This window comes from Exiguobacterium sp. s70 (assembly GCF_018618315.1).
Lineage (GTDB): Bacteria > Bacillota > Bacilli > Exiguobacteriales > Exiguobacteriaceae > Exiguobacterium > Exiguobacterium chiriqhucha.
In genome coordinates, this window is sequence record NZ_JACSLV010000004.1 from 48,451 (window position 1) to 72,363 (window position 23,913).

Sequence of the window (23,913 nt, forward strand, 5' to 3'; positions counted from 1 at the left end):
GGCGAGCCTGATGCTAGCACCTGAACAGTTGGAGCGAATCAATTTTCTCGCCAACAAAGCCAAGACAGATGGACTGTCATCAGAAGAGATGGACGAGCAGCAAGCGCTGCGCCAACAATATTTGCAAGCGTTCCGCCAATCATTCAAATCACAAATGATGGGGATGAAGGTCGTCGATCCGGACGGGAACGATGTAACGCCTGAAAAATTGAAAGACGAGCAGAAACGACATCGCTCGGAGTGACCACGAATGCACATCCTATTTCATATAGGGTGTGCATGTTTGTTATACGCGAACGGGGATCAGGGGGACTTATTGGACTGATTTTGGACGAAAGGAAGTAAACGATTCCATTCAATGTGTTATACTAATTAATTAGTTGTGACACACGAATGAGTATGCTAAAATATGACGGGTAGAAACTTTGTAACAACAGAGAGGATGAAATTAGTGGAAACAACTACTAAAGAATTATTAGCGATTAACTCGATTCGGACGCTCTCGATTGATGCGGTCCAAAAAGCGAACTCTGGTCACCCGGGGATGCCGATGGGTGCGGCTCCGATGGCGTTCACACTTTGGACGGATAAGATGCGTCACAACCCGAAAAACCCGAACTGGTTCAACCGCGATCGGTTCGTTCTTTCAGCGGGACACGGTTCGATGCTCTTGTACTCGCTTCTTCACTTATCTGGTTACGACCTTTCACTCGACGACCTCAAATCGTTCCGTCAAATGGATTCGAAGACGCCTGGACACCCAGAGTACCGTCACACGGCTGGTGTCGACGCGACGACTGGACCGCTTGGCCAAGGGATTGCCATGGCAGTCGGTATGGCGATGGCTGAAAAGCATTTGGAAGCGACTTACAACCGTGATGAGTTCAAAGTGGTTGACCACTTCACATACGGGATTTGCGGAGACGGTGACTTGATGGAAGGCGTGTCGGCAGAAGCTGCCTCACTCGCTGGTCACTTGAAACTCGGAAAGCTCGTCGTCCTTTATGATTCAAACGACATCTCACTCGATGGCGACCTTCACAAGTCGTTCTCAGAAAGTGTCGAAGATCGTTTCAACGCTTACGGCTGGCAAGTGATTCGCGTTGAAGATGGCACGGACATCGATACAATCGCGAAAGCAATCGACGAAGCGAAAGCGGAAACGTCGAAACCGACCCTCATCGAAGTGAAGACGGTCATCGGTTTCGGTTCACCGAACAAGTCAGGGAAATCGGCCTCACACGGCGCGCCACTCGGCGAAGCTGAAATCGAGCTCACGAAGCAGTTCTACAAGTGGGAAGGCGAAAACTTCTACGTACCGAACGAAGTATACGACTTGTTCAACGATAAAGTCGTTGAGCCAGGCGCGAAGCATGAAGCGGACTGGAACGAACTCGTTGAAGCTTACAAGTCAGCACACCCTGAACTCGGTGCCCAGTTCGAGCGTGCAGTGAACAACGAGCTCCCAGAAGGTTGGGACAGCGAGCTGCCGACGTTCGAAATCGGTTCGAAGAAAGCAACACGTCAAACGAGCGGTGAAGTATTGAACGCAATCGCTAAAGCGGTGCCGACACTCTTCGGTGGTTCGGCTGACCTCGCGGGCTCGAACAACACGATGATTAAAGGTGCTGCAGACTTCGATGAAGATCCAGCAGGCCGCAACATCTGGTTCGGCGTCCGTGAATTCGCAATGGCAGCTGCCGTCAACGGTATGGCACTCCACGGTGGTGTCCTTCCTTACGGCGCGACATTCTTCGTCTTCTCAGACTATTTGCGTCCAGCGGTACGACTCGCGGCCCTCATGGGAATCCCATCGACGTTCGTCTTGACACACGATTCAATCGCGGTCGGCGAAGACGGCCCGACACACGAACCGGTCGAGCACTTGATGAGCTTCCGTGCGATGCCAAACTTGTCTGTTCTCCGTCCGGCTGACGGAAAAGAGACGATTGCGGCTTGGAAGCAAGCAATCACAACGAAATCATCACCGTCACTTCTCGTCTTGACGCGTCAAGCGTTGCCAGAACTCGAAGGCACGTCGATCGAAGAAGCGGCTAAAGGTGGCTACGTCGTCGCCGGTAACTCGAGCGAGGCGGACGTCCTCCTCCTCGGTACAGGTTCTGAAGTACACGTCCTCGTCGAAGCTCGCGAAGCACTCGCGGCTGACGGCGTGAACGCGGCTGTCGTCTCGATGCCTTCGTGGGAATTGTTCGAAGCACAGTCAGCAGAATACAAAGAATCGGTCCTTCCTTCGTCAATCACGAAGCGTGTCTCGCTTGAAGCGGGCGCGACACTCGGCTGGTACAAATACGTCGGATTCGGCGGTAAAGTACTCGGAATCGACAAGTTCGGTGCCTCTGCCCCTGGGGATCTCCTCATGAAAGAATATGGCATGTCGGTCGACAACGTCGTCGCTGCTGTCAAATCACTTTAATCGCTTACTATCAGTGGTGGCCCGGAGTTTTGGGTCACCACTTTTTTTACAGACGACTAGCGAATTAGCGTAATATAGTGTATAGTAAAAAACGATGTTTCATATGGTAGAGGAGGTTAAGCCTTGAGTACATTATTCTGGATTCTTCTGATCGTGGCAGCACTAATCGGGGGTATTGCGATCGGTTTCTTTATCGCTCGTAAATACATGATGAACTACCTCGAACAGAACCCACCGATCAACGAAGATATGATTCGTACATTGATGATGCAAATGGGTCAAAAGCCGTCACAGAAGAAAGTCAACCAAGTGATGCGCGCCATGAACGTTCAAATGAAGAACGAAAAGAAATAAACCGGATCGACCGAAGCACTTTGCGCCCGCAAAGTGCTTTTTGTATCCATTTTTTGTTAGACAATCGAACAAACTTTCGCTAATCTAAAAGAATAGTCTGAATTCAAGACAACATAGGGGGTGTTTCAGATTCGTGTATTCAAACAATTGGCTTGGTTCTTCAAGCTCGAATGGCGGACGTATGCGCTCGGTATCGTCCTACTCATGTTCGTTGCGGCGCTCGAACTCGTGCCGCCACGCATCATCGGCCGAATCGTCGATGAGATCAACCGAGAATCGCTCGAAACAGATTTATTGTGGATGTTGCTCGGCGGGCTCGCGGCCGTCGGCATCGGAAACTATGTGGCCCGCTTCTTCTGGCGGTACTTCATCTTTGGGGCTTCAATTCGGCTCGGTCGGATGTTGCGGAGTCAGCTCTATCGCCATTTCACCGATTTAGATCAACGTTTTTATAAGAAGTCGCGGGTCGGGGATTTGATGGCTCATGCGACGAACGATGTCCAAGCCGTCTCGACGACGGCGGGTGCGGGGATTTTGACGCTCGTCGACAGCATTACCATGGGGACGTTCGTCATCATCACGATGGTGACGACGATTAGTTGGAAGTTGACGGTCGTAGCGCTGTTGCCGCTGCCAATCATGGTCGCGTTAACGACACGATACGGCAAACTATTACATAATCGGTTCGGGGTCGCTCAGGCGGCGTTCTCCGAACTGAATGACAAAGTCCAAGAGAGCGTCAGCGGTGTCCGGGTATTGAAATCGGCCGGAGAAGTCGGCCGCGACGTCGACTCGTTCGAGAAGTTATCCGACGAGGTCATGGCGAAGAACGTCCGTGTCGCCAAAATCGATGCCCTATACGACCCGACCATCTTCGGAATCGTCGGCCTCTCGTATATCTTATCGATTGGCTATGGTGCCTATTTGATTGAACAAGGCGAGCTGACAATCGGTCAAATCGTCAGTTTCACGGCGTATCTCAGTTTGCTCACTTGGCCGATGCTCGCGTTCGGCTGGCTGTTCAATATCGTCGAACGCGGTCGTGCGTCTTATGACCGAATCGAGCGAATGCTCGCCGTCAAACCTGAGATTCAAGATGACCCGATGGCGGCGACGAAACTTGCCCATTCGGAGATTGTGGCAGACATTCATGCCTTCCGCTATGATGAGACACCCGTCTTACAAGACGTGTCGTTCCGGATCGAACGCGGCCGCACACTCGGGATTGTCGGACGGACAGGCTCCGGTAAAACGACAATCGTTCGGCTGTTGACGCGGGAGTATGACGTCCATGACGGCACGATTAAAATCGGGGGCATCAATATCCGACAGGTGAAAAAATCACTTCTGCTCGATAAGGTCGCCGTCGTCCCGCAAGACCATTTCTTGTTCAGCGACTCGATTGCAAACAATATCGCGTTCGGTAAACCGGAAGCAAAACTTGACGAGATTATGGAAGCAGCTAAAATCGCCGAAGTGCATGATGACATCATGCGGTTACCAGAAGGTTATGCCACGCTTGTAGGCGAACGGGGCGTGACGCTATCGGGCGGCCAAAAACAACGCATCTCGATTGCACGTGCCCTCATGATCGAGGCAGACGTATTGATTCTAGACGATGCTCTCTCCGCCGTCGATGCGAAGACGGAAGAAGCGATCATCGAGCATTTCCGGGCCGGGAATCCCGATCAATCTCGGTTGATTGTCGCGCACCGACTGTCTGCGGTCGAGCACGCCGACGAGATTCTCGTTCTCGAAGACGGTCGTATCATCCAACGGGGCCGGCATCAGGACTTGATTCGCGAACCGGGATGGTACAAAGATACGTATGATCGTCAACAGCTCGAAGCAATCGTAGAAGGGGGTGGCCACCATGAAGCATGACGTTCAGGAATGGGCGGTCATCAAACGTCTATTGGCGTATACGAATCGTTACTCACGCCCACTCAGTCTCGCTTTCGTCTTTTTGTTGCTCGCCACCGGTGCGAAGCTCGCGGGACCGTTTTTAATCAAGGTCTTTATTGATGAGTTCGTGACGCCAGGCGTCTATCCGACGAACTGGGTCGTCACATTGCTCGTCGTTTATTTGGTCTTGCATGTGTCGGCGATCATCTTCGACTATTTACAGTCGATTTCATTCCAAAAAATCGCCTTAAAAATCGTTCAAAACATTCGGATGGATATTTTCCGTCACGTCATGGGCATGCGGCTCGCCTATTTCGACCGGACGCCAGCAGGCGTACTCGTCTCGCGGATTACGAACGACACCGAGGCGGTCAAGGAGCTGTACGTCGGGGTGATGAGTACGTTCGTCCAATCGGCCGTGCAGCTGCTCGGGACATACGTGTTTCTCTATATCCTCGAACCGACGCTCGCAACGATGGGGCTTGTGCTCGTGCCGTTGTTCTGGCTCATCATCTGGGTGTATCGTCGCTACTCGACAAAGTACTTCGCGCAAGTGCGTGATCTGCTGTCACAATTGAACGGACAGTTGAATGAGTCGATTAACGGGATGGGAATCGTTCAACAGTTTCGTCAAGAAGAGCGGCTTGTCCGCCAATTCGAAGAGACGAACGAGGCCCACCAAGAAGCACGTTATCGGAACTTGAAGCTCGACAGTATGTTGTTGCGACCGATTATCGAATTGTTGCTCGCCTTCTCCATCATCGGGCTGCTCGGCTATTACGGCGTCTTGTCAACGACCGAGCAAGTACAAGTCGGGGTCGTCTACGCCTTTATCAGCTATATCGAACGAATCTTCCGTCCCGTGCTCGATATCATGCAACGCTTGAGCGAATTTCAACAGGCGGTCGTTTCGGCGGACCGAGTTTTCAAAGTCTTGGACACGGATGAACCGGCCCCAGGAAAGAGCTTGGAGGGAACGGCTGAAATTGGCTCCGGGGAAGTACGCTTCGAAAACGTCACGTTCAGCTATGACGGAGAAGTCGACGTATTGAAACACATCTCGTTCGTCGCCAAGCCGGGAGAGACAGTCGCACTCGTCGGTCATACCGGGAGCGGGAAGAGTTCAATCATCAACTTGTTGACCCGGTTCTATCCGTATCAATCAGGACAAATCACGATTGATGGGCATCCGATCGAGCAGTTCGAGGAAGCCGAGCTTCGAGCCAAAGTCGGCCTTGTGCTCCAAGACCCGTTCTTGTTCACGGGGACGATCGAGGACAACTTAAAACTATTTAACCCGACAATCGACTCGGACAAAGTCCGGGAAGCGGCTGAGTTCGTCCAAGCCCATACGTTCGTCGAGAAACTCGAGGCCGGCTACGGGCATACGGTCGGTGAACGGGGGGCGACGTTCTCGAGCGGGGAACGGCAATTGCTCGCGTTCGCCCGGACGGTCGCCCGGGATCCGAAAATCTTGATTTTGGATGAGGCGACGAGTTCGATTGATACTGAGACCGAGGAGCGCGTTCAACTCGCCCTCGAGCGGATGAGACGGGGTCGGACGACGATTGCCATCGCACACCGACTCTCGACAATTCAAGATGCCGACTTGATACTCGTCCTCCATCGTGGTGAAATCGTCGAACGAGGTAATCATCAATCGTTATTGAAACAAGACGGGCTCTACAAAAAGATGTATGAACTTCAATCAGGCCAACGTCTGATGTCATAAATTACAAAAAAAGACGCCAATATCGGCGTCTTTTTTCCATGGAAAAGGCTCTCCGCAAATGAGATGCGGAGAGCCGTTCATTTAAAAAGTTAGGTGCTCTGAAGCATGTATAGCGAGGACGTGACGTGTGATCAGCTTGTCTAACTCTTGGCTGACGTGAATCACTTCAGGAGACGTCCAACTGTGTTGCGAAGCGATTTCGTACAGTTCATCGCGTTTCTGTTCAATGGCATAATGTAAGTTTTCAGCTGTGATGACCGCCACGGTGTTTCCCCCATCATTATAAAGTCAAAAGTGTTACTTAGGAATATCCAAATCTTAGCATCTAACACTACTGTTTACAAGTTTCATTTCCATTTCAAAGATTACAATTTCAATCAAACAATCGTTGCAGAAAAAGATGCGAGCATTTTGAAAAGGTTTTCGCTATAATGGGGCTGAAAGGTGGAAGATCGCATGGAAGTTACCCTTTGGCTCGCATTTGGGGCGGGCGTCTTGTCATTTTTGTCTCCGTGCACGCTACCGTTGTATCCAGTCTTTTTATCGTATATCACTGGGGTCTCTGTCTCTGATTTGAAGAGCGAAGGACTGCGGCAGCGCACGGCATGGTTTCATACGTTCTCATTCCTCTTCGGTTTCTCTATCGTCTTTCTCGTGCTCGGTTTGTCGACCTCGCTGATTGCCGACGTGTTCATTCAATACAAAGATAGTTTGCGCATGTTCGGTGCCATCCTTATCTTCGTATTTGGTGTCTTCTTGGCAGGTCTCTGGCAACCACGTTTTATGATGCGCGAAAAAAAACTCGCATTAGGAGAGCGCAAGAGCGGCTATTTTGGGACGGCACTCATCGGAATCGGATTCGCAGCAGGGTGGACACCTTGTACCGGACCGATTCTTGCTGGCGTCATCGCCCTCGCGGCGTCGAACCCGAGTCAGGGAATGGGCTATATGTTGGCATACGTCATCGGCTTTGCCATCCCATTCCTCGTTATGGCCGGTTTTGTCGGCAAAATCAAGTACTTGGCACGCAATAGCGCCAAGGTAGCAAGATTCGGAGGCTATTTGATGATGGCTTTCGGCGTCGTATTATATTTTGATGGCATGAACCGCTTCGCTGCTTGGATGAGCGAATTAGTAGGATTCACCGGATTTTAAAGGGGTTGACCGAATGTCGATATTTTGGGGATCGACCCTCGTCGCACTGATGATGGGCTTGATTGCGAGCTTCGTTCGCGTCAAAGCGTCAGCACGTCCGACGAATGCGAAAAAGATTTTGATTCCGCCGCTGGCGATGTCGACGGGCATGTTACAATTTCTCGTCCCGGCGTTTCGGCTGACTTGGCTCGAGGTCGGAGAGGCGCTGATCGTGGGATTGATTTTCAGCGTGTTCCTCATCAAGACGTCGAATTTCGAGAAACGTGACGGAGAGGTGTACTTGTCCCGTTCGAAAGCGTTCTTCATCGTCGTGTTTGTCTTATTGGCCATCCGGACGGTCATGAAGGCGTTCCTTGGCGACGAGGTCAACATATTCGCGACGGGCGGCCTGTTCTACTTGATCGCCTGGGGCATGATTGTCCCATGGCGCATCGCCATGTATCAAAAGTACAAACAAATCGTAGCATCATAAACGGCGTCCCTTGCGAGGGACGCCGTTTTGTCGATTAAGAAGATTTTTTGGTCAGGGCTGCTTCGGTCTCGGCATCGATTCCGGTGTTGGCCTTGACGAGAATCCGTTCGAAGTTTCCGGCGACTTCATCTGACTTCGTCACGTACGTCCCGACGATAGCGGCGAGGAAACCGAGCGGGATCGACACGATCCCCGGATTCGTGAGCGGGAACAGAGCCTCACCGATAAAGATGGCGGAACCGTCCGGCGCCCATACGTTCGGGCTGATGGCGACGAGGAAGAGTGACGAGAACAAGCCGACAATCATGCCGAACACGGCTCCTCCGGTGTTGAACCGTCTCCAGTAAATCGTGAACAAGATGACCGGCAAGTTCGCACTGGCGGCCACGGCGAAAGCGAGCGAGACGAGGAAAGCGACGTTCATCGACTGTGCGAAAAACGCGAGTCCCATCGAGACGAGGGCGACAGCAATCGAAGCGATGCGGGCCGCCGTGACTTGTTCTTTCTCTGTTGCTTCCCCTTTACGGACGATATGTCCATAGAAGTCGTGGGCGAATGCCGAGGCGGCCGACAAGACGAGGCCGGCGACGACGGCAAGGATTGTGGCAAATGCGATCGCCGCGACAAAGGCGAACAACAAGTCGCCGCCGAGCACTTGAGCCAGGAGCGGTGCGGCCATGTTGCCGGCCGGGTTGGCGGCGATAATGGCATCCGAGCCGACGAATGCGGCGGCACCGAATCCGAGGAAGATTGTCAATATGTAGAACGCACCGATGATCCATGTCGCATAGACGACCGATTGGCGTGCTGTCGGTGCATCTTTGACCGTGAAAAAACGGATAAGGATGTGGGGCAGACCGGCCGTCCCGAGGACGAGTGCCAAGTTGAGCGAGATCGTGTCGAGCGGGAGCTTGAACTTGTTGCCCGGGTTCAAGAAACTGTCGCCGAGCGGCGTCGCCTTGCTCACTTCGGAGAACATGGTGAAGACAGAGAAGTCAAAGCGAGCGAACACGAGAAACGAGATGATGGCGGTCCCGATCATCAATAGCACAGCTTTCGTGATCTGTACCCATGACGTCGCGGTCATCCCTCCGAAGACGACGTACACCGTCATCAAAATCCCGACGACGACGACACTCGTCGTGTATGGGATGCCGAGCAATAACTCGATGAGCGCGCCGGCCCCGACGAGCTGGGCGATCATATAGAAAATCGAGATGACGATGGCGTTCATGGCGGCGACACCGCGCACGCGCGGTTTGTTGAATCGAGCCGCAATCATATCGGCCATCGTATACTTGCCAAGGTTACGGAGCGGCTCGGCCACGAGGTAGAGCACAACGAGATAAGCCACCAAGAAGCCGATTGAATAGAAGAAACCGTCAAATCCGGCGAGGGCAATCATCCCGGCAATCCCGAGGAAAGAAGCTGCCGACATATAGTCCCCGGCGATGGCGAGCCCATTTTGGAAACCGGTCAACCCTCCATCGGCCGTATAAAAGTCGCTCGCGGTCTTCGTTTTACGAGCGGCGAAGAACGTGATGACGAGCGTGAGCCCGACAATCGCGAGGAATAATAAAATAGCGGTCCAGTTCATCGGTCGTCCTCCTCTTGTTTGATGGCGGTGACGAGTTCGTCAAACCGACGGGCCCGGCGGCTGTACATCACACAGAACGTCCAGGTCATAAAGAATTGGGCGAAGGCGAGCACCCAGGCCCATGTGATGTCTCCGGCGACCGGGATATTCAAAAAGGTGAAGTAACTTGTCGAGATTGGCAACGTGAAGTAGAAGATAAGAGAGAAGAGGATGGATGGAACAATGAACCGATTCTTTTCTCGCATCAGTTTGTGGAACGTCTGGCTCTCGACAATCGCTTCGGCGGAGCGGGTACTGTCGGTTTGCGTGACATGTGTGACATCATGCATATAAAAACCTCCTTCGGCATCAAGATACGTACATTATAGAAATGTAAATAAAGGAAAAGCTATCCATTTTTTATTGCGGAAAACGAAATTGTTATACTAATATTGGTCATACCACTTTAATGTAAGCGTTTTCAATATTGTCTATATTATGAACATTATTTTTGAATAGTTACTACTCGTGAAAAGGGTACTTTTGGCCTATTAGTCGTATGGCACAATTTCGTAAGCAGGAGACATAATCAGTCGGCTACGATGAGTCGACATCAAGAGTGAACAAAAAGACGCCAGGCACATGTCCTGACGTCTCGTCTCATTGTTGGAAGTAATGTTGATACACCTTCCAGTCGATTTGCTCTTCTTCAAGTGCCTTCTTTAAGAACTTATGATCCCGCTTCGGTGTTGCGGCGATATAGCCTTTGACGACGAGCTCGGTCGTCATTTCACGTGCCCGGGTCTCGAGGGCGAATTGTCCGATCTTACCGGCAATCTTGCGGATGGCGACGTCGCGGAACAGCTCTGGTACCGGCGTGACGAGGCGGTCGAGCAACGTTCGCGTCTCCGGTGTCCATAAGTGGCGTGTCTTGTCGATGTAGTCATCCTCGATGTCGAGGAGTGAGCGTCCATCTTCTTTTGGCATTCGTTTCAAAAATTTACGGAACATAAAGTAACCGCCGATCGACATTAACCCGATCATCACGAATCCCCAGAAGACAATGAAATACATCATCAAGTTTTCTGGCATCGTCTTTCCCCCGTTCTGTCATTTCACGATCATTCAAGCTAAGTATACAAAAAAGGGGCGTGATACAAAAGCTACAGCTATCCGTTCCCTACTATAAAGATGGACGAAACGGGCCGGTTTCGTTAGAATAGATAGCGTTGCAGTGAGCAAGACATCGTATAAATCGTATTGTCCAGAAAGGAAAGAGCCATACATGAATCAATTAAAACAAGAAGTTGAGAAGCGTCGTATTTTCGGCATCATCTCGCACCCGGATGCCGGTAAGACGACGCTGACGGAGAAGTTGCTCCTCCACGGAGGCGCCATCCGTGAGGCGGGGACGGTCAAAGCCCGCAAAAATTCCAAGCATGCCAAGTCGGACTGGATGGAAATCGAGAAACAACGTGGGATCTCGGTCACCTCGTCGGTCATGCAGTTCGTCTATCAAGATAAGGTCGTCTCAATCATGGACACGCCCGGACACAACGATTTCGGGGAAGACACGTACCGTGTGTTGACGTCGGTCGATAGCGCCGTCATGGTCATCGATGCGGCCAAAGGGATTGAGACGCAGACGAAGAAATTGTTCCAAGTCTGTCGGATGCGGGGGATTCCAATCTTCACGTTCATGAACAAATTGGACCGCCAAGCGAAAGACCCGCTCGAACTCATGGAAGAGCTCGAAGAAGTGCTCGGGATGCCTTCGGTCGCCGTCACGTGGCCGATCGGGAGCGGGATGCAGTTCGAAGGGGTGTACGACCGCCTGAAGAACGAAGTCCACTTGTTCCGGGGTGAGAAAGGGACGCTCACGTTGAACGAGGACGGCGTCAATGACCCGATTCTCGCCGATTATTTGACGGAAGAGAACTTGACGAACCTTCGAGATGAAATCGATCTTCTCGACGGTGCCGGCAATGAAATCGAAGTCGATGCGATTCAGCACGGGAAATTGACTCCGGTCTTTTTCGGGACGGCACTCGTCGACTTCGGCGTGACATCGTTCTTGAACCACTATCTCGCCATGTCACCGGCCCCTGAGGCCCGTAAGTCGAATGTCGGTCCAATCGACCCGACGTCAGAAGACTTCAGCGGCTTCGTCTTCAAGATTCAAGCGAACATGAACCCGGCCCACCGTGACCGCATCGCCTTCGTCCGCATCTGTTCGGGCGTGTTCGAGCGCGGCATGGACGTCACACTCACGCGGACAGGGAAGAAAATCAAATTGAGTCAATCGACGCAGCTCATGGCCAACGACCGGGAAACGGTCGATCAGGCGTTCGCTGGAGACGTGATCGGGATTTACGATTCGGGGACATACCAAATCGGCGACACGATCACGACGTCGAAACAGAAAATCGCGTTTGAGGCGTTGCCGACGTTCCCGCCTGAACTGTTCATGCGCGTCTCGCCAATCAACTCGCTCAAGTCGAAGCATTTCCACAAAGGTGTGGAGCAGCTCGCCCAAGAGGGAGCGATTCAAGTGTATCGCAACGAATACAACGAGATTTATCTCGGTGCGGTCGGTCAACTCCAATTCGAAGTGTTCGAGTATCGCTTGAACAACGAATACGGCGTCGACATCCGTATGGAGCCGGTCTCGTACAGCGTCGCACGTTGGGTGAAGGACAAGGAATTGAAGGCGCTCAAGCCGTTCCAGGACTCACGCAACATGCTCGTGACGGATCGTTGGGAGCGTCCTGTGTTCTTGTTCGCCAACGAGTTCACGTTCGATCGCTTCAAAGAACGGTATGAAGATGAGCTCACGCTCGTCGACGCCCTCGACGTCAACGTCGAGATTGGCGCAGAATAATGATTGAAGACGGCTCTTGTCCAAGGGCCGTCTTTTCATGTTTCAGTGAGTCTGACGCTATTGATAAGTTTTACTTATGACTAATTTGTGACGGAATGTATTTTACGTCACGCTATAGTTGTATTATGATAAACATGTGATAAGTAAGCGATTACGGCACGTGCCGGCATCGCCGCTTTCAAAAAGGGGGATATCGTATGGAACAGACGAACGTATTAGACGCTTTCAAATCTCGGACGCAGTTCGAGGTCAATGGACAAGCGTACGATTATTACCGGCTTAAAAAGCTTGAAGAAGAAGGGGTGACGGAACTTAGTCGACTTCCGTACTCGATTCGCGTATTGCTCGAATCTGTGCTTCGCCAACAGGATGGCCGTGCCATCACGAAAGAACATGTCGAGAACTTGGCTAAATGGGGTACTGCCGAAGTTTCGAAAGACATCGATGTTCCGTTCAAACCGGCTCGTGTCGTCCTTCAGGACTTTACGGGTGTACCGACGGTCGTTGACCTCGCCTCACTTCGCAAGGCGATGGCTGACCTTGGTGGAGACCCGAACAAAATCAATCCTGAAATCCCGGTTGACCTCGTCGTCGACCACTCGGTCCAAGTCGATGCGTACGGTTTTGCCGGCGCACTCATGAAAAACATGGACATCGAGTTCGAGCGTAACGAAGAGCGCTACAAGTTCTTGCGTTGGGCCCAGACGGCGTTCGACAACTATCGCGCCGTTCCGCCTGCGACAGGAATCGTTCACCAAGTCAACTTGGAGTACTTGGCGTCGGTCGTCCTCGAGAAGAATGACGGAACGGGCAATGTCGCCTATCCAGACTCGCTCGTCGGAACGGACTCGCACACGACGATGATCAACGGTCTCGGCGTCCTCGGTTGGGGTGTCGGTGGAATCGAAGCCGAGGCGAGCATGCTCGGACAACCGTCTTACTTCCCGGTACCAGACGTCGTCGGCGTCAAAATCATCGGTGAAGTCAATCCGGGTGTCACGGCGACAGACGTCGCGCTCGTCGTAACAGAGATGCTCCGTAACGAGAAAGTCGTCGGCAAGTTCGTCGAGTTCTTCGGTCCATCGCTTCACACGATGCCGCTCTCAGACCGGGCAACGATCGCCAACATGGCGCCTGAGTATGGTGCGACTTGTGGCTTCTTCCCAGTCGATACAGAGACGCTCAACTACATGCGCACGACAGGTCGCCCAGAAGAATTGATCGACCTCGTCGAAGCCTACTCGAAAGCGAATGACTTGTTCTACACACCGGATCAAGCGGACCCGTCGTTCACAAAGACGCTCACGCTCGACTTGTCGAAAGTACAACCGTCGCTTGCTGGACCGAAACGTCCGCAAGACCGTATCAACTTATCAGACCTTCAGACAGCGTTCGTCGATAGCGTAACGGCACCAGCCGGACACAGCGGCTTCGGTCTTGAAAAATCCGAGCTTGAGAAGAAATCAGCTATCAACTACGCAGACGGCGCTGTCGACATGCGCACGGGTGACGTGGCGATTGCAGCCATCACAAGCTGTACGAACACATCAAACCCATACGTCATGGTCGGAGCAGGTCTAGTCGCGAAGAAAGCCGTCGAACGCGGTCTCACGGTTCCAAAATTCGTGAAGACGTCGCTCGCACCGGGATCGAAAGTCGTTACCGACTATCTTGACAAAGCCGGTCTCACGCCGTACCTCGACCAACTCGGTTTCAACACTGTCGGTTATGGATGTACGACATGTATCGGAAACTCGGGTCCACTCGACCGCGAAGTTGAAGAAGCAATCACATCGAACGATTTGCTCGTCTCATCGGTCCTCTCGGGGAACCGTAACTTCGAAGGCCGCGTCCATCCGCTCGTCAAAGCGAACTTCTTGGCGTCACCGCCACTCGTCGTCGCTTACGCACTCGCTGGATCGGTCAACTTCGACATCATGAACGAGTCGTTCGGAACAGACAAAGATGGCAACGAGGTCTTCTTCAAAGACATCTGGCCATCAAACGATGAGATTAAGATGGTCGTTCAAGATGTCGTCTCGCCGGAAGCGTTCCGTAAAGAGTACGACACAGTGTTCACAGGGAACGAGCGTTGGAATGCCCTCGACGTGCCAGAAGGCAACTTGTATGACTTCTCGGACGATTCGACGTATATCCAAAACCCACCGTTCTTCGAAAACCTCGAGCCAGAAGCGGGAGAAGTTCATGCGTTGAACGGACTCCGCGTCATCGGGAAGTTTGCTGATTCGGTCACGACCGATCACATCTCACCAGCTGGAGCATTCTCGAAAACGACACCAGCCGGCCAATACCTTCAATCGAAAGGTGTCGCACCGCTCGACTTCAACTCGTATGGCTCACGCCGCGGGAACCACGAAGTCATGATGCGCGGTACGTTCGCGAACATCCGTATCCGTAACCAAGTCGCACCTGGCACTGAAGGCGGCTTCACGACGTACTGGCCGACTGGCGAAATTATGCCGATGTACGATGCGGCCATGAAGTACAAAGAGCAAGGCACAGGCCTTGTCGTCTTCGCTGGAAACGACTACGGCATGGGCTCGTCACGTGACTGGGCAGCCAAAGGGACGAACTTGCTCGGCATCCGTGCCGTCATCGCGCAAAGCTTCGAACGGATTCACCGCTCGAACCTCGTCATGATGGGCGTATTGCCACTTCAGTTCATGGACGGGGAGTCAGCCGACTCACTCGGACTCACAGGCGAAGAAGCGATCGACATCCAAGTCGACGAGTCAGTCCGCCCACGTGATATCCTGAACGTCAAAGCAACACATGAGAACGGCACAGTGACCGAGTTCAAAGTCGTCGCGCGCTTCGATTCAGAAGTCGAGATCGATTATTACCGTCACGGTGGAATCTTGCAGATGGTTCTCCGCAACAAATTGAAATAAGCAACGTAAAACCTTCCTTTGCAAAAAGGAAGGTTTTTTTTTGTGAATATGCGAATAAAAGGTGAGAGGATGACTCATATCGGGAAGAGAATGGGGAGAGGGGGGAGTGTATGGAACGACAGACGAAATCAGGTAAAAACTGGTGGCAACGAATGACGCAAAAAGAGGAAGTGGCGGAGGAAGAGTTCGACCTCACGCTTCCGCAGCTGCGCGAAGCCATCCATGAATATGAACAGACGTTACCGAAAGGCGTCAATCGTACGGTCTTGCTCGACGAGACGCAAGAAATCGATTTGGCTCGACTGAAAAAACACTTGCCCGGTAAACCGAGACAGCGGTTCTATATGTCAAAAGAAACGTTTCATATCGTCCCTGAGGACGAACGGGAATTGGTCTATGAGATGGATCAAGTGCAACGGGCGCTCGATTTATACTTTGAACAAGAAAAAAAAATACCGTTTCGAAAATTTCAACAGACACTGCAATTGGATTTGACTCGATTACGTGAAGGCGGCTACTTGAAAGTACTGCCGAAACGGCCCTATTACGTCGTTGACGAGACGTTAATCGTGTCCTTGGAACCGAAACCGCCAGAGTGACGACATGCCATCGTCACTTTTTTTGACATGGTCGTCCGAGCACGTCGCGGGGTTGAGTCTGGTTTACAAACTATGTTACGGTGGAAAACGTATATGAAAATAAGAAAATTGAATAGGAGTGAGATTATGGAAAGGAAAAGCAAAGTAACGACCGTTTTTCTCGTTTCAGCCATCATTACGGTCTTATTCACGATCTGGGGTGTCATCCCAGAGAGTATCCTCGGTAACGCCAGTCTCTTAAATGTGACGACGAAACTGCAAGGCTGGCTCTCGAACGGCTTTGGCTGGTTTTATTTACTCAGTGCGACCGGAATTCTACTTGTCGCCATCTTTTTAATCTTCTCGAGGTTCGGGTCAATTCGACTCGGGAAAGACACGGATCGTCCGGAATTCGGGTATCTGTCATGGTTCGCCATGTTGTTCAGTGCCGGGATGGGGATCGGACTCGTCTTCTGGGGGGCAGCCGAACCGCTTTCACATTTTCACGCGCCGCCATTCGATTCGGGCACACCTGAGGGCGATGCCCGTACGGCGATGCAATACTCGTTTTTCCACTGGGGCTTGCACCCATGGGCGATTTACGCGATGATCGCGCTCGCCATCGCTTACTCAACGTTCCGGAAAGGGCGTCCGGCGACGATCGGGGAGACCATCGGCTCACTCGTCAAAGACCGCTACGAAATACCGGTCAAACGGACGGTCGATGTGTTGGCCATCATCGCGACCGCGTTCGGTGTGGCGACTTCGCTCGGCTTCGGGGCCCAGCAAATTGCCGGCGGGATTCACTTCTTGATTCCGAACGTACCGAACGCGTTCTCGACCCAATTGATTATCATTGCCGTCGTGACGGTACTCTATATGATCAGTGCCTCGACGGGGCTTGAGAAAGGGATTCGTATCTTAAGTAATACGAACATCTTTCTCGCCATCGTCCTCTTGATCGCAACGCTCATGGTCGGACCGAGTGCATTCATCCTCGATCTGTTCACGCAGACGATCGGGACATATTTGCAACAGTTACCGTCGATGAGTTTCCGGACGGCCGCGTTTGAGCCGGTGGAACGCGAATGGATCAACGGATGGACGATTTTCTATTGGGCTTGGTGGATTTCATGGTCCCCGTTCGTCGGGACGTTCATCGCTCGTGTCTCAAAAGGACGTACGATTCGTGAATTCATTATCGGCATCTTGCTCGTGCCGACCTCGTTCGGTCTGCTCTGGTTCTCCGTCTTTGGCGGTGCGGCCATCTGGGCTGATTTGAACGGTGGGGCAAACTTGATTGCAACGGTCAACGAAATCGGCACGGAAGTCGGTCTGTTCGCCTTGTTCGAGACGTTTGGTGGCTTTGGCACGATCCTTAGTGTCGTCGCCATTTTCTTAGTCTCTGTCTTCTTCATCACGTCAGCGGACTCGGCGACATACGTGCTCGGCATGTTGTCGACGAACGGAAAACTTGTGCCGCCGATGCGGATCAAGCTCATCTGGGGTCTCATTCAGTCATCGATTGCCGCCGTGCTCTTATACGTCGGTGGACTCGGAGCGCTACAAGCGGTCGCCATCCTGGTCGCTTTCCCGTTCATCTTCGTGTTAATTTTGATGATTGTCGCCTTGTTCAAAGATTTGTCTGATGAACCGGACGAACGGGACAAGTATATCGAAGCGTATAAGCAGGAAGAAGAAGATAAGCTCGGATAAAAGGAAAGGGTCTCGGTCGAGGCCCTTTTTTGGTTGTAAATGTTTTGCAGGACCCTCTCGCTAGTGTAGGATAGTAAGTGAAGAAGATTGGGAGGGCATTCTATGAAACAACATGTTAAAAAGCGATTGAGTTGGGTGATTTTTGCGGGAATCCTCATTGTCGGCGCCCTGCTCGCCTATAACTTTTACTCGATCATGAACTTGAATGACGACGAGGGCCGCGTCAACCGGGCCGAACCGTTTTATACATCCGTCGTAATCGGCTATGAAGAGAAAAAATTGCCGGAAAACGGCGAGACGTTGGAAGTTCGTGAATATGAAGTGACATACGATGAGGACGGTCACTTTGTGTCCGAGGTCGTGGAGGGCCCTAACGTTGGTGCCCGGGCCGAGTGGGACGGAACCGTTTATCGTGAGTTCAACCCGGACGGCGAGGAGACAAACAGTCAAGAGACGAGCTCCGGTGCCGTGGCTCCGCACCCATTCTTGTCGCGCGCGACGAATGAACAGATTCGTAAATGGCTCGACGATGGGACGCTCGGTTCGAGCGAAGGTGATGTCGATATCATCGGACGGACCGCGCAAGCGTTCGTCAAGAAAGAGTCACCTGAAGCTGTCCCGGCAGAATGGGTCGAAAAGTACCCATCGATATTCAGTGAAGACGACAATGAAGAAGCGGTCACGTATTACGTCGACGCGAACGAGCGAATCTTGCTCGCTGCCGAATCACGAAACAACGGGAAGTTGTTCCATTCGATTCGGATGACTTCTTTTGAATCACGATAATCCGGCGAGGAGCAGACTAAAACGTCGGCTCCTTTGTCGTCTAAAAAGGAGAATACTATGAAACAGATCACCTTGGATCAAGTGCAATCGGACTTGACGGCGTGGGAAGCGGGTGGACGCATCGAGGAAGCGGCGCTATTGTCTTACGCCCATTGGTCGCGCGCGACCGGCCACCGTCAAGAGTTGATTCGCACCTTGACGCTCCTCGCAACGAAACGGTTCGAAGCGCGCCAGACTATCGACCCGTTATTACATCGTTGGGTCAAGGAATTGGAGTCGCTCAACGCATTACCGCCAGCTCTCCGCGTCAGTCAATTATACGAAGTGTTGCGACGTCATAAACAACATTTGCACGTCGAATGGCCGAAATTACGTGAGACGGATTACGCGTCGATGAAAGTCCAAATTTTGACCGAATACGAAGCGAAGACGTCGGAACTGCTCGAGCAACTCGAACAGCTACACGATGAGATTGACCGTGCCAAATCCGACCTTCGGGACTCGGAATTCAAAGGACAGCTCGAGCGGTTATTCCTTGTCGTCATCGAGGCGATGCAAGAAGTGGCCGCACTCGAAGATGACACGGCCTCGCTCTTGGCATCGATGCAAGGCAATTACTTCAGCCGTGAGGCGTTCCACCGTTTCGGTGAGCGGGTCGGGCTCGTCAAACAGCGACTCGCCATGATCGTCGAACATTTGCCGGAACAGACGGAACAAGTTCGGTCGAGCGCGATTGAATCACTCGAGGCGATGATCGGGCTCACGGACGTGAAGCAACGTGTCAAAGCGTGGTACCGCTTCCTCTTGTTCCAAAAAGAACGGGAGAAGGCAGGCTTCTCGTCCAAACACCAACCTTCGCTCCATCTAGTGTTCACGGGAAACCCAGGCACCGGTAAGACGACGCTCGCGCGTCTCATGGCCGAGATATATTTTGAGCTCGGTCTACTCGCTCGTCCCGACGTCGTCGAGGCGGATCGGTCGAGTCTCGTCGGCGCGTTCGTCGGACAGACGGAAGAGCAAGTCATGAACAAAGTGAAAGAAGCCGAGGGCGGAGTCCTGTTCATCGACGAGGCGTATGCGCTCAAACGTCAGGATGCGAGCGGGAGTGACTATGGACAGGCAGCCATCGATACGCTCGTCGCCGCGATGACGAGTGGTGAGTACGCTGGAAAATTCGTTGTCATCCTCGCCGGTTATCCGGAAGAGATGCGTCACTTTCTATTGGCCAATCCGGGACTACGTTCGCGTTTCCCGGAATCAAACCATTACGAGTTGCCGAACTACAGTGATGACGAACTCGTCGCCATCGGCGAGAAAGTGGCCGCGGAGAACAATTACGTCCTGACGGTCGAGGCGAAGCGCGCCTTGATTGCGCGGATTGACCGGGAACGGGTCGACGCCACGTTCGGGAACGCGCGCACGGTGCATAACATTTTGCTCGACGCCATGTTCAAAAAAGGGTCCCGCTTCGGTGCCGATGCTCCGCTCGACGAGATGGCCTTGTTGACGGAGCTCGATTTCGAGATGGATGCGACCGAGGACACGTCGGCCCCGACGCTCGACGACTTGGTCGGGATGGAAGAGGCGAAACGGCAACTGCGTGAAATCGAGGCGCTCGTCACGATTCAAAAACGGCGCCGCGAACTTGGATTGAAGACGGCTCCGGTCCAACTTCATGCCGCACTCGTCGGCAACAGCGGGACAGGGAAGACGACGTTCGCTCACCTTTATGCCCAACTGTTGAAGAAGACCGGTTACTTGAAACGCGGACACTTAAAAGTCGTCAGCCGAGCCGATCTCGTCAGCGGTTATGTCGGTCAGACGGCACAGAAGACGAAGGCTGCCATCCGCGATGCACTCGGCGGTGTGTTGTTGATTGACGAGGCTTATAGTTTGAACGGCGGACCGAACGATTACGGTCGTGAAGCAATCGATACGCTCGTCGACGAGATGCCGAAGCACGGGGACAACCTCGTCGTCGTCATGGCGGGATATGAGGCGCCGATGCGGCGATTGATCGAGTCGAATCCTGGACTGAGTAGTCGGATTAAGCGCACCATCCAGTTCGAGGATTACTCGACCGACCAACTCGTCGAGATTGCCAAGACATATGCCGGGAAATTTGGCTATACGTATGACGAGACGGTGGAGCAAGCGCTTAAAGAGCGACTGACTGGTATCGACCGGCCGAACGCGCGGACGGCGCTGTCGTTGATTGATGAAGCCATCGCGAGACAGTCATACCGTTTGATTGAAGGACAGGCTGAAACTGACGACTTGAATCAGATTTTAGTAGTAGATATTAAGACCAAGTTATAATATAATGACCTTGAAAGCGAGGACGATTTAATGCATACGATTCAGATTCCGGTCCGCTACCAAGAGACCGACATGATGGGCATCGTCTATCATGCGAACTATTTAGTGTATCTCGAAATCGCTCGTACTGAATTATTGCGCGAGCTCGGGGTCGAATATAAAGACATGGAACAGGCGGGCTTCGTCTCTCCGGTGACGAACGTCTCGGTCGACTATAAGAAGAGCGTCACGTTCGGCGATACGGTCCACGTCCGGGTATGGGTCGACAGCTATTCCAAGATCCGGACCGTCTATGGCTATGAGTTGACCGATCAAGACGGACATCTCGTCGGTTCGGCGAAGACGACCCACGTCGTCGTCAAACAGGGCGACTTCAAGCCGGTCCGTCTCGACCGCGAGTTTCCAGAATGGCATGACATGTATATGCGTGTCATGAGTCCCGTCACATAACAGTGGTTCTTTTGTACCGTCAGTATGGTATCATATCTTGACGGTATTTTTTGTACAAAGAAAGGGGAAGATCGCATGCGAAAACCATCTCTGTTGATGGTATGCTGCGCCTTGACGCTCACATTGGTGGGCTGTACCACAAGCGACCAAAGCAAAACGGAAGAAGCCGAGAACAAACCGGCCGAAACCGAACAACAAACAGAAACTCCGGCCGATACGCCGAAGGATACAGAAGACGAAGTGGTTGAAGAAGCTCCGGCGCCTGAAGCCGAGCCCCCGGCAGAAGACGAGCCTGCGGAAGAACCGGCAGCAGACGAACCTGAGGCCGAAGAAGCACCTGTTGTGGAAGCACCGCCTGTAGAAGAACCGGCCCAGATGCCGAGCCAGCCGCTCGAACAAAACGGGACGGCGAACGTGAAACTCGATACGCTCATCCTCGTCAATAAACAAATCGCCTTGCCGGCCGGTTACAAACCGACCGACCTCGTGACGGCGAATATCGATTTTGTCGACACGGCGTCCGGGGAGCGGAGAATGCTCCGTAAGGAAGCGGCACAGGCAATCGAAAAATTGATGGCCGGTGCGAAAGCGGCCGGAATCGATTTGAAAGGGACGAGCGCGTTCCGTTCATACGACTATCAAGTGCAATTGTTCAACGCCTATGTCGCCAAAGACGGAAAAGAACAAGCGATGAAGTATTCGGCACCGCCGGGTCATTCAGAACATCAGACGGGACTCGCCATCGACGTCTCGAGCGCCTCGGTCGGGTATCAATTGACACAGAGCCTTGAACAGACGAAAGAAGGCAAGTGGTTGGCCGACAATGCCCATACGTATGGGTTCATCGTCCGCTATCAACGCGCCTATGAGGCGGAGACGGGTTATATGTTTGAACCGTGGCACTTACGCTACATCGGGGTGGAGCATGCGACGAACGTTCATAAGACGAACGTCCCGTTTGAACGCTACCTCGAGCAATCCATGAATTAAGGGGAATCGCGATGCCTTATTTGACAGAAATCATCATTATCATCATCAGCTATCTACTCGGTTCAATCCCGTTCGCCCTCCTCGTCGGTAAGCTCGGCTATAAAGTCGATGTCCGCGAGCACGGGAGCGGGAACTTGGGCACGACGAACACGTTTCGCGTGCTTGGGAAGAAAGCGGGTACGATCGTCCTACTAGGGGATATGGGGAAAGGCTTGGTCGCGGCTTTATTGCCGCTCCTATTCGGGAGCGAAATGAGTCTGCTCCTCGCCGGGATTCCGGCCATCATCGGCCACTCTTATCCCATCTTCGCCAAATTCAAGGGCGGAAAATCGGTGGCGACGAGCGCGGGGATCCTGCTTGCTGCGTTCCCATGGTTTTTCGTCGTCGTCGTCGGCACGTTCATCGTGACGTTGCTTATTTCAAAGATGGTGTCGCTCTCGTCGATGGCCGCCTCTGTCGTCGGACTCGTGACCGTCGTCGCCTATGGCATCATCGCCAAAGACTGGTTGCCGCTCATCGTCATCGTCCCGCTCGCCTTGTTCATCATTATCAAGCACCGCTCGAACTGGCAACGAATCCGTTCCGGCACGGAACCGAAAGTGCCGCTGTTCCAAAAGCGAAAGTAACGATCGATGACCATCCTGCTCGATATACAGAGAAGGATGGTCATTTTTTTTCATGTAAAAAATGAGAAGTTGAAACCTCAACCCTCATGATGAGGCTGTCTTTTTGTGGATTTCCGTTGATTTTTGCCGAAAAGTTCGAAAAAAGTGTTGGATTTGCCCGTTCTTTACTTTCTGTTTACGTTAAATTTACATCCGTTCGCTACACTGAAAAAGGAAGCGATATTTGCGGAGGAGGCAGGGAAGTGTCTTTAATTGGAGAAGAACGTAAACAAAAGATTGTTGAATGGATTGAGCGGGAAGGCAAAGTGAAGACGAGCGAGTTGATCGAACGGTTGAACGTCTCGGGGGAGTCGATTCGCCGCTACTTAGAAGAGCTTGAGAAAGAGCATCGCATCAAGCGGGTGTATGGCGGGGCGGTGCTCCATCAGAGCGTCTCGTTCCAACCGATGATGATCTCGAACATGGACGGGATTCGTCGCATCGCCTATACGGCGTTTCAGCTCGTCGAGGATGACATGTTGCTGTATATCGGACACGGCGTCGCCCCAGAACAAGTCGCGGCCAGACTTCGCGGACGAAATTTGACCGTCGTCACTCCGTCGCTCATGGTCGCCAAGGCGCTCTTTGAGCAGCGGGCCAAGGGCGTGTTTACTGGCGATATCCAATTGCTCGGTGGGACGATTGATCCGAAACATCTCGTCACCGTCGGCGAGCACGTCCTGCAGCAACTGAAGGCGTATGTGTTCGATATGGCCATCCTGTCGGTCGAGGGCGTCGATGCCTCACTTGGATTGACGTGTGATGCCCATGGTCTCTCGACCGTGACGCAGGCGGTCCTCGATCAATCGCGTCAATGTTATTTGCTCGCCGACCATACCCAGTTCAATCAACAAAAACGCTATCGGGTCTCCGACTTTTCAAAGGTGACGACCATCATCTCTGATTTTCCGGAACCGACGGATTGGAAGCGCGCCTTGGCGGAGCATGAGGTCGAGTGGCGCTTCGCACCATAAGGAGGAGGGATTTC

General features: G+C 52.6%; 21 protein-coding genes. 17 read left to right on the forward strand and 4 right to left on the reverse strand.

What is annotated here, in order from left to right:
• Nucleotides 1-10: 10 nt before the first annotated feature.
• From KNP84_RS10475 to KNP84_RS10495, 5 genes are all read left to right on the forward strand, one after another.
• Nucleotides 11-244, forward strand: a complete 234-nt coding sequence (locus tag KNP84_RS10475; protein ID WP_021067586.1) for a DUF896 domain-containing protein — start codon at nucleotides 11-13, stop codon at nucleotides 242-244.
• Nucleotides 245-442: 198 nt separating this feature from the next.
• Nucleotides 443-2,434 (forward strand): transketolase, encoded by a 1,992-nt coding sequence (gene tkt, locus KNP84_RS10480; RefSeq protein ID WP_058763807.1) that lies wholly within the window; start codon nucleotides 443-445, stop codon nucleotides 2,432-2,434.
• 123 nt (nucleotides 2,435-2,557) lie between these two features.
• Complete coding sequence (locus KNP84_RS10485) at nucleotides 2,558-2,788, forward strand: YneF family protein (protein ID WP_021067584.1); 231 nt, start codon at nucleotides 2,558-2,560, stop codon at nucleotides 2,786-2,788.
• A gap of 129 nt (nucleotides 2,789-2,917) precedes the next feature.
• The gene (locus KNP84_RS10490) at nucleotides 2,918-4,672 is read left to right on the forward strand and encodes an ABC transporter transmembrane domain-containing protein (RefSeq protein WP_215114827.1); all 1,755 of its coding nucleotides are present in this window, start codon (nucleotides 2,918-2,920) and stop codon (nucleotides 4,670-4,672) included.
• Nucleotides 4,662-6,425 (forward strand): ABC transporter ATP-binding protein, encoded by a 1,764-nt coding sequence (locus tag KNP84_RS10495; protein WP_021067582.1) that lies wholly within the window; start codon nucleotides 4,662-4,664, stop codon nucleotides 6,423-6,425. The genes KNP84_RS10490 and KNP84_RS10495 overlap by 11 nt, the downstream gene beginning before the upstream one ends.
• An 81-nt stretch (nucleotides 6,426-6,506) precedes the next feature.
• On the opposite strand, the gene KNP84_RS10500 is transcribed toward KNP84_RS10495, so the two are convergent.
• Nucleotides 6,507-6,689, reverse strand: a complete 183-nt coding sequence (locus tag KNP84_RS10500) for an aspartyl-phosphate phosphatase Spo0E family protein (protein ID WP_021067581.1) — start codon at nucleotides 6,687-6,689, stop codon at nucleotides 6,507-6,509.
• A 192-nt stretch (nucleotides 6,690-6,881) separates the two neighbouring features.
• Here KNP84_RS10500 and KNP84_RS10505 point away from each other — a divergent pair, with 192 nt between their 5' ends.
• Complete coding sequence (locus KNP84_RS10505; RefSeq protein ID WP_021067580.1) at nucleotides 6,882-7,580, forward strand: cytochrome c biogenesis CcdA family protein; 699 nt, start codon at nucleotides 6,882-6,884, stop codon at nucleotides 7,578-7,580.
• Between the two features lie 19 nt (nucleotides 7,581-7,599).
• Entirely contained in the window at nucleotides 7,600-8,052 is a 453-nt protein-coding gene (locus KNP84_RS10510) for a CcdC family protein (RefSeq protein WP_034797347.1), read from the forward strand.
• 34 nt (nucleotides 8,053-8,086) lie between these two features.
• On the opposite strand, the gene KNP84_RS10515 is transcribed toward KNP84_RS10510, so the two are convergent.
• The 3 genes from KNP84_RS10515 to KNP84_RS10525 form a co-directional block, all read right to left on the reverse strand.
• Nucleotides 8,087-9,649: a solute symporter family protein gene (locus tag KNP84_RS10515; protein WP_131471210.1), complete on the reverse strand. Its 1,563-nt coding sequence runs from the start codon at nucleotides 9,647-9,649 to the stop codon at nucleotides 8,087-8,089.
• Nucleotides 9,646-9,978 carry a DUF485 domain-containing protein gene (locus KNP84_RS10520; protein ID WP_131471209.1) on the reverse strand — a complete coding sequence of 111 codons (333 nt, stop codon included), beginning with the start codon at nucleotides 9,976-9,978 and terminating at the stop codon, nucleotides 9,646-9,648. Before KNP84_RS10520 ends, KNP84_RS10515 begins: the two co-directional genes overlap by 4 nt.
• A gap of 310 nt (nucleotides 9,979-10,288) precedes the next feature.
• On the reverse strand, nucleotides 10,289-10,720 hold the full coding sequence (locus tag KNP84_RS10525) for a DUF2621 domain-containing protein (RefSeq protein WP_021067576.1): 432 nt from the start codon (nucleotides 10,718-10,720) through the stop codon (nucleotides 10,289-10,291).
• 193 nt (nucleotides 10,721-10,913) lie between these two features.
• Here KNP84_RS10525 and KNP84_RS10530 point away from each other — a divergent pair, with 193 nt between their 5' ends.
• The 10 genes from KNP84_RS10530 (at nucleotide 10,914) to KNP84_RS10575 (ending at nucleotide 23,899) form a co-directional block, all read left to right on the forward strand.
• Complete coding sequence (locus KNP84_RS10530; protein WP_058763801.1) at nucleotides 10,914-12,509, forward strand: peptide chain release factor 3; 1,596 nt, start codon at nucleotides 10,914-10,916, stop codon at nucleotides 12,507-12,509.
• 197 nt (nucleotides 12,510-12,706) lie between these two features.
• Nucleotides 12,707-15,421, forward strand: coding sequence for an aconitate hydratase AcnA (acnA, locus tag KNP84_RS10535; protein ID WP_215114759.1), 2,715 nt, complete (start codon nucleotides 12,707-12,709; stop codon nucleotides 15,419-15,421).
• A gap of 110 nt (nucleotides 15,422-15,531) precedes the next feature.
• Nucleotides 15,532-16,020 (forward strand): DUF3939 domain-containing protein, encoded by a 489-nt coding sequence (locus KNP84_RS10540; RefSeq protein WP_251131215.1) that lies wholly within the window; start codon nucleotides 15,532-15,534, stop codon nucleotides 16,018-16,020.
• A 126-nt stretch (nucleotides 16,021-16,146) separates the two neighbouring features.
• The gene (locus KNP84_RS10545) at nucleotides 16,147-17,715 is read left to right on the forward strand and encodes a BCCT family transporter (protein WP_214720219.1); all 1,569 of its coding nucleotides are present in this window, start codon (nucleotides 16,147-16,149) and stop codon (nucleotides 17,713-17,715) included.
• A gap of 102 nt (nucleotides 17,716-17,817) precedes the next feature.
• On the forward strand, nucleotides 17,818-18,501 hold the full coding sequence (locus KNP84_RS10550; protein ID WP_029595361.1) for a hypothetical protein: 684 nt from the start codon (nucleotides 17,818-17,820) through the stop codon (nucleotides 18,499-18,501).
• Between the two features lie 57 nt (nucleotides 18,502-18,558).
• A complete protein-coding gene (locus KNP84_RS10555) occupies nucleotides 18,559-20,820 on the forward strand; it encodes an AAA family ATPase (RefSeq protein ID WP_215114760.1) in 2,262 nt (753 codons plus the stop codon).
• 30 nt (nucleotides 20,821-20,850) lie between these two features.
• The gene (locus KNP84_RS10560; RefSeq protein ID WP_021067569.1) at nucleotides 20,851-21,270 is read left to right on the forward strand and encodes an acyl-CoA thioesterase; all 420 of its coding nucleotides are present in this window, start codon (nucleotides 20,851-20,853) and stop codon (nucleotides 21,268-21,270) included.
• 75 nt (nucleotides 21,271-21,345) lie between these two features.
• Nucleotides 21,346-22,260: a M15 family metallopeptidase gene (locus KNP84_RS10565; protein WP_215114761.1), complete on the forward strand. Its 915-nt coding sequence runs from the start codon at nucleotides 21,346-21,348 to the stop codon at nucleotides 22,258-22,260.
• Between the two features lie 11 nt (nucleotides 22,261-22,271).
• Entirely contained in the window at nucleotides 22,272-22,886 is a 615-nt protein-coding gene (gene plsY / locus KNP84_RS10570; RefSeq protein WP_215114762.1) for a glycerol-3-phosphate 1-O-acyltransferase PlsY, read from the forward strand.
• A 242-nt stretch (nucleotides 22,887-23,128) separates the two neighbouring features.
• The gene (locus KNP84_RS10575; RefSeq protein ID WP_021067566.1) at nucleotides 23,129-23,899 is read left to right on the forward strand and encodes a DeoR/GlpR family DNA-binding transcription regulator; all 771 of its coding nucleotides are present in this window, start codon (nucleotides 23,129-23,131) and stop codon (nucleotides 23,897-23,899) included.
• The last annotated feature ends 14 nt before the right edge of the window (nucleotides 23,900-23,913 follow it).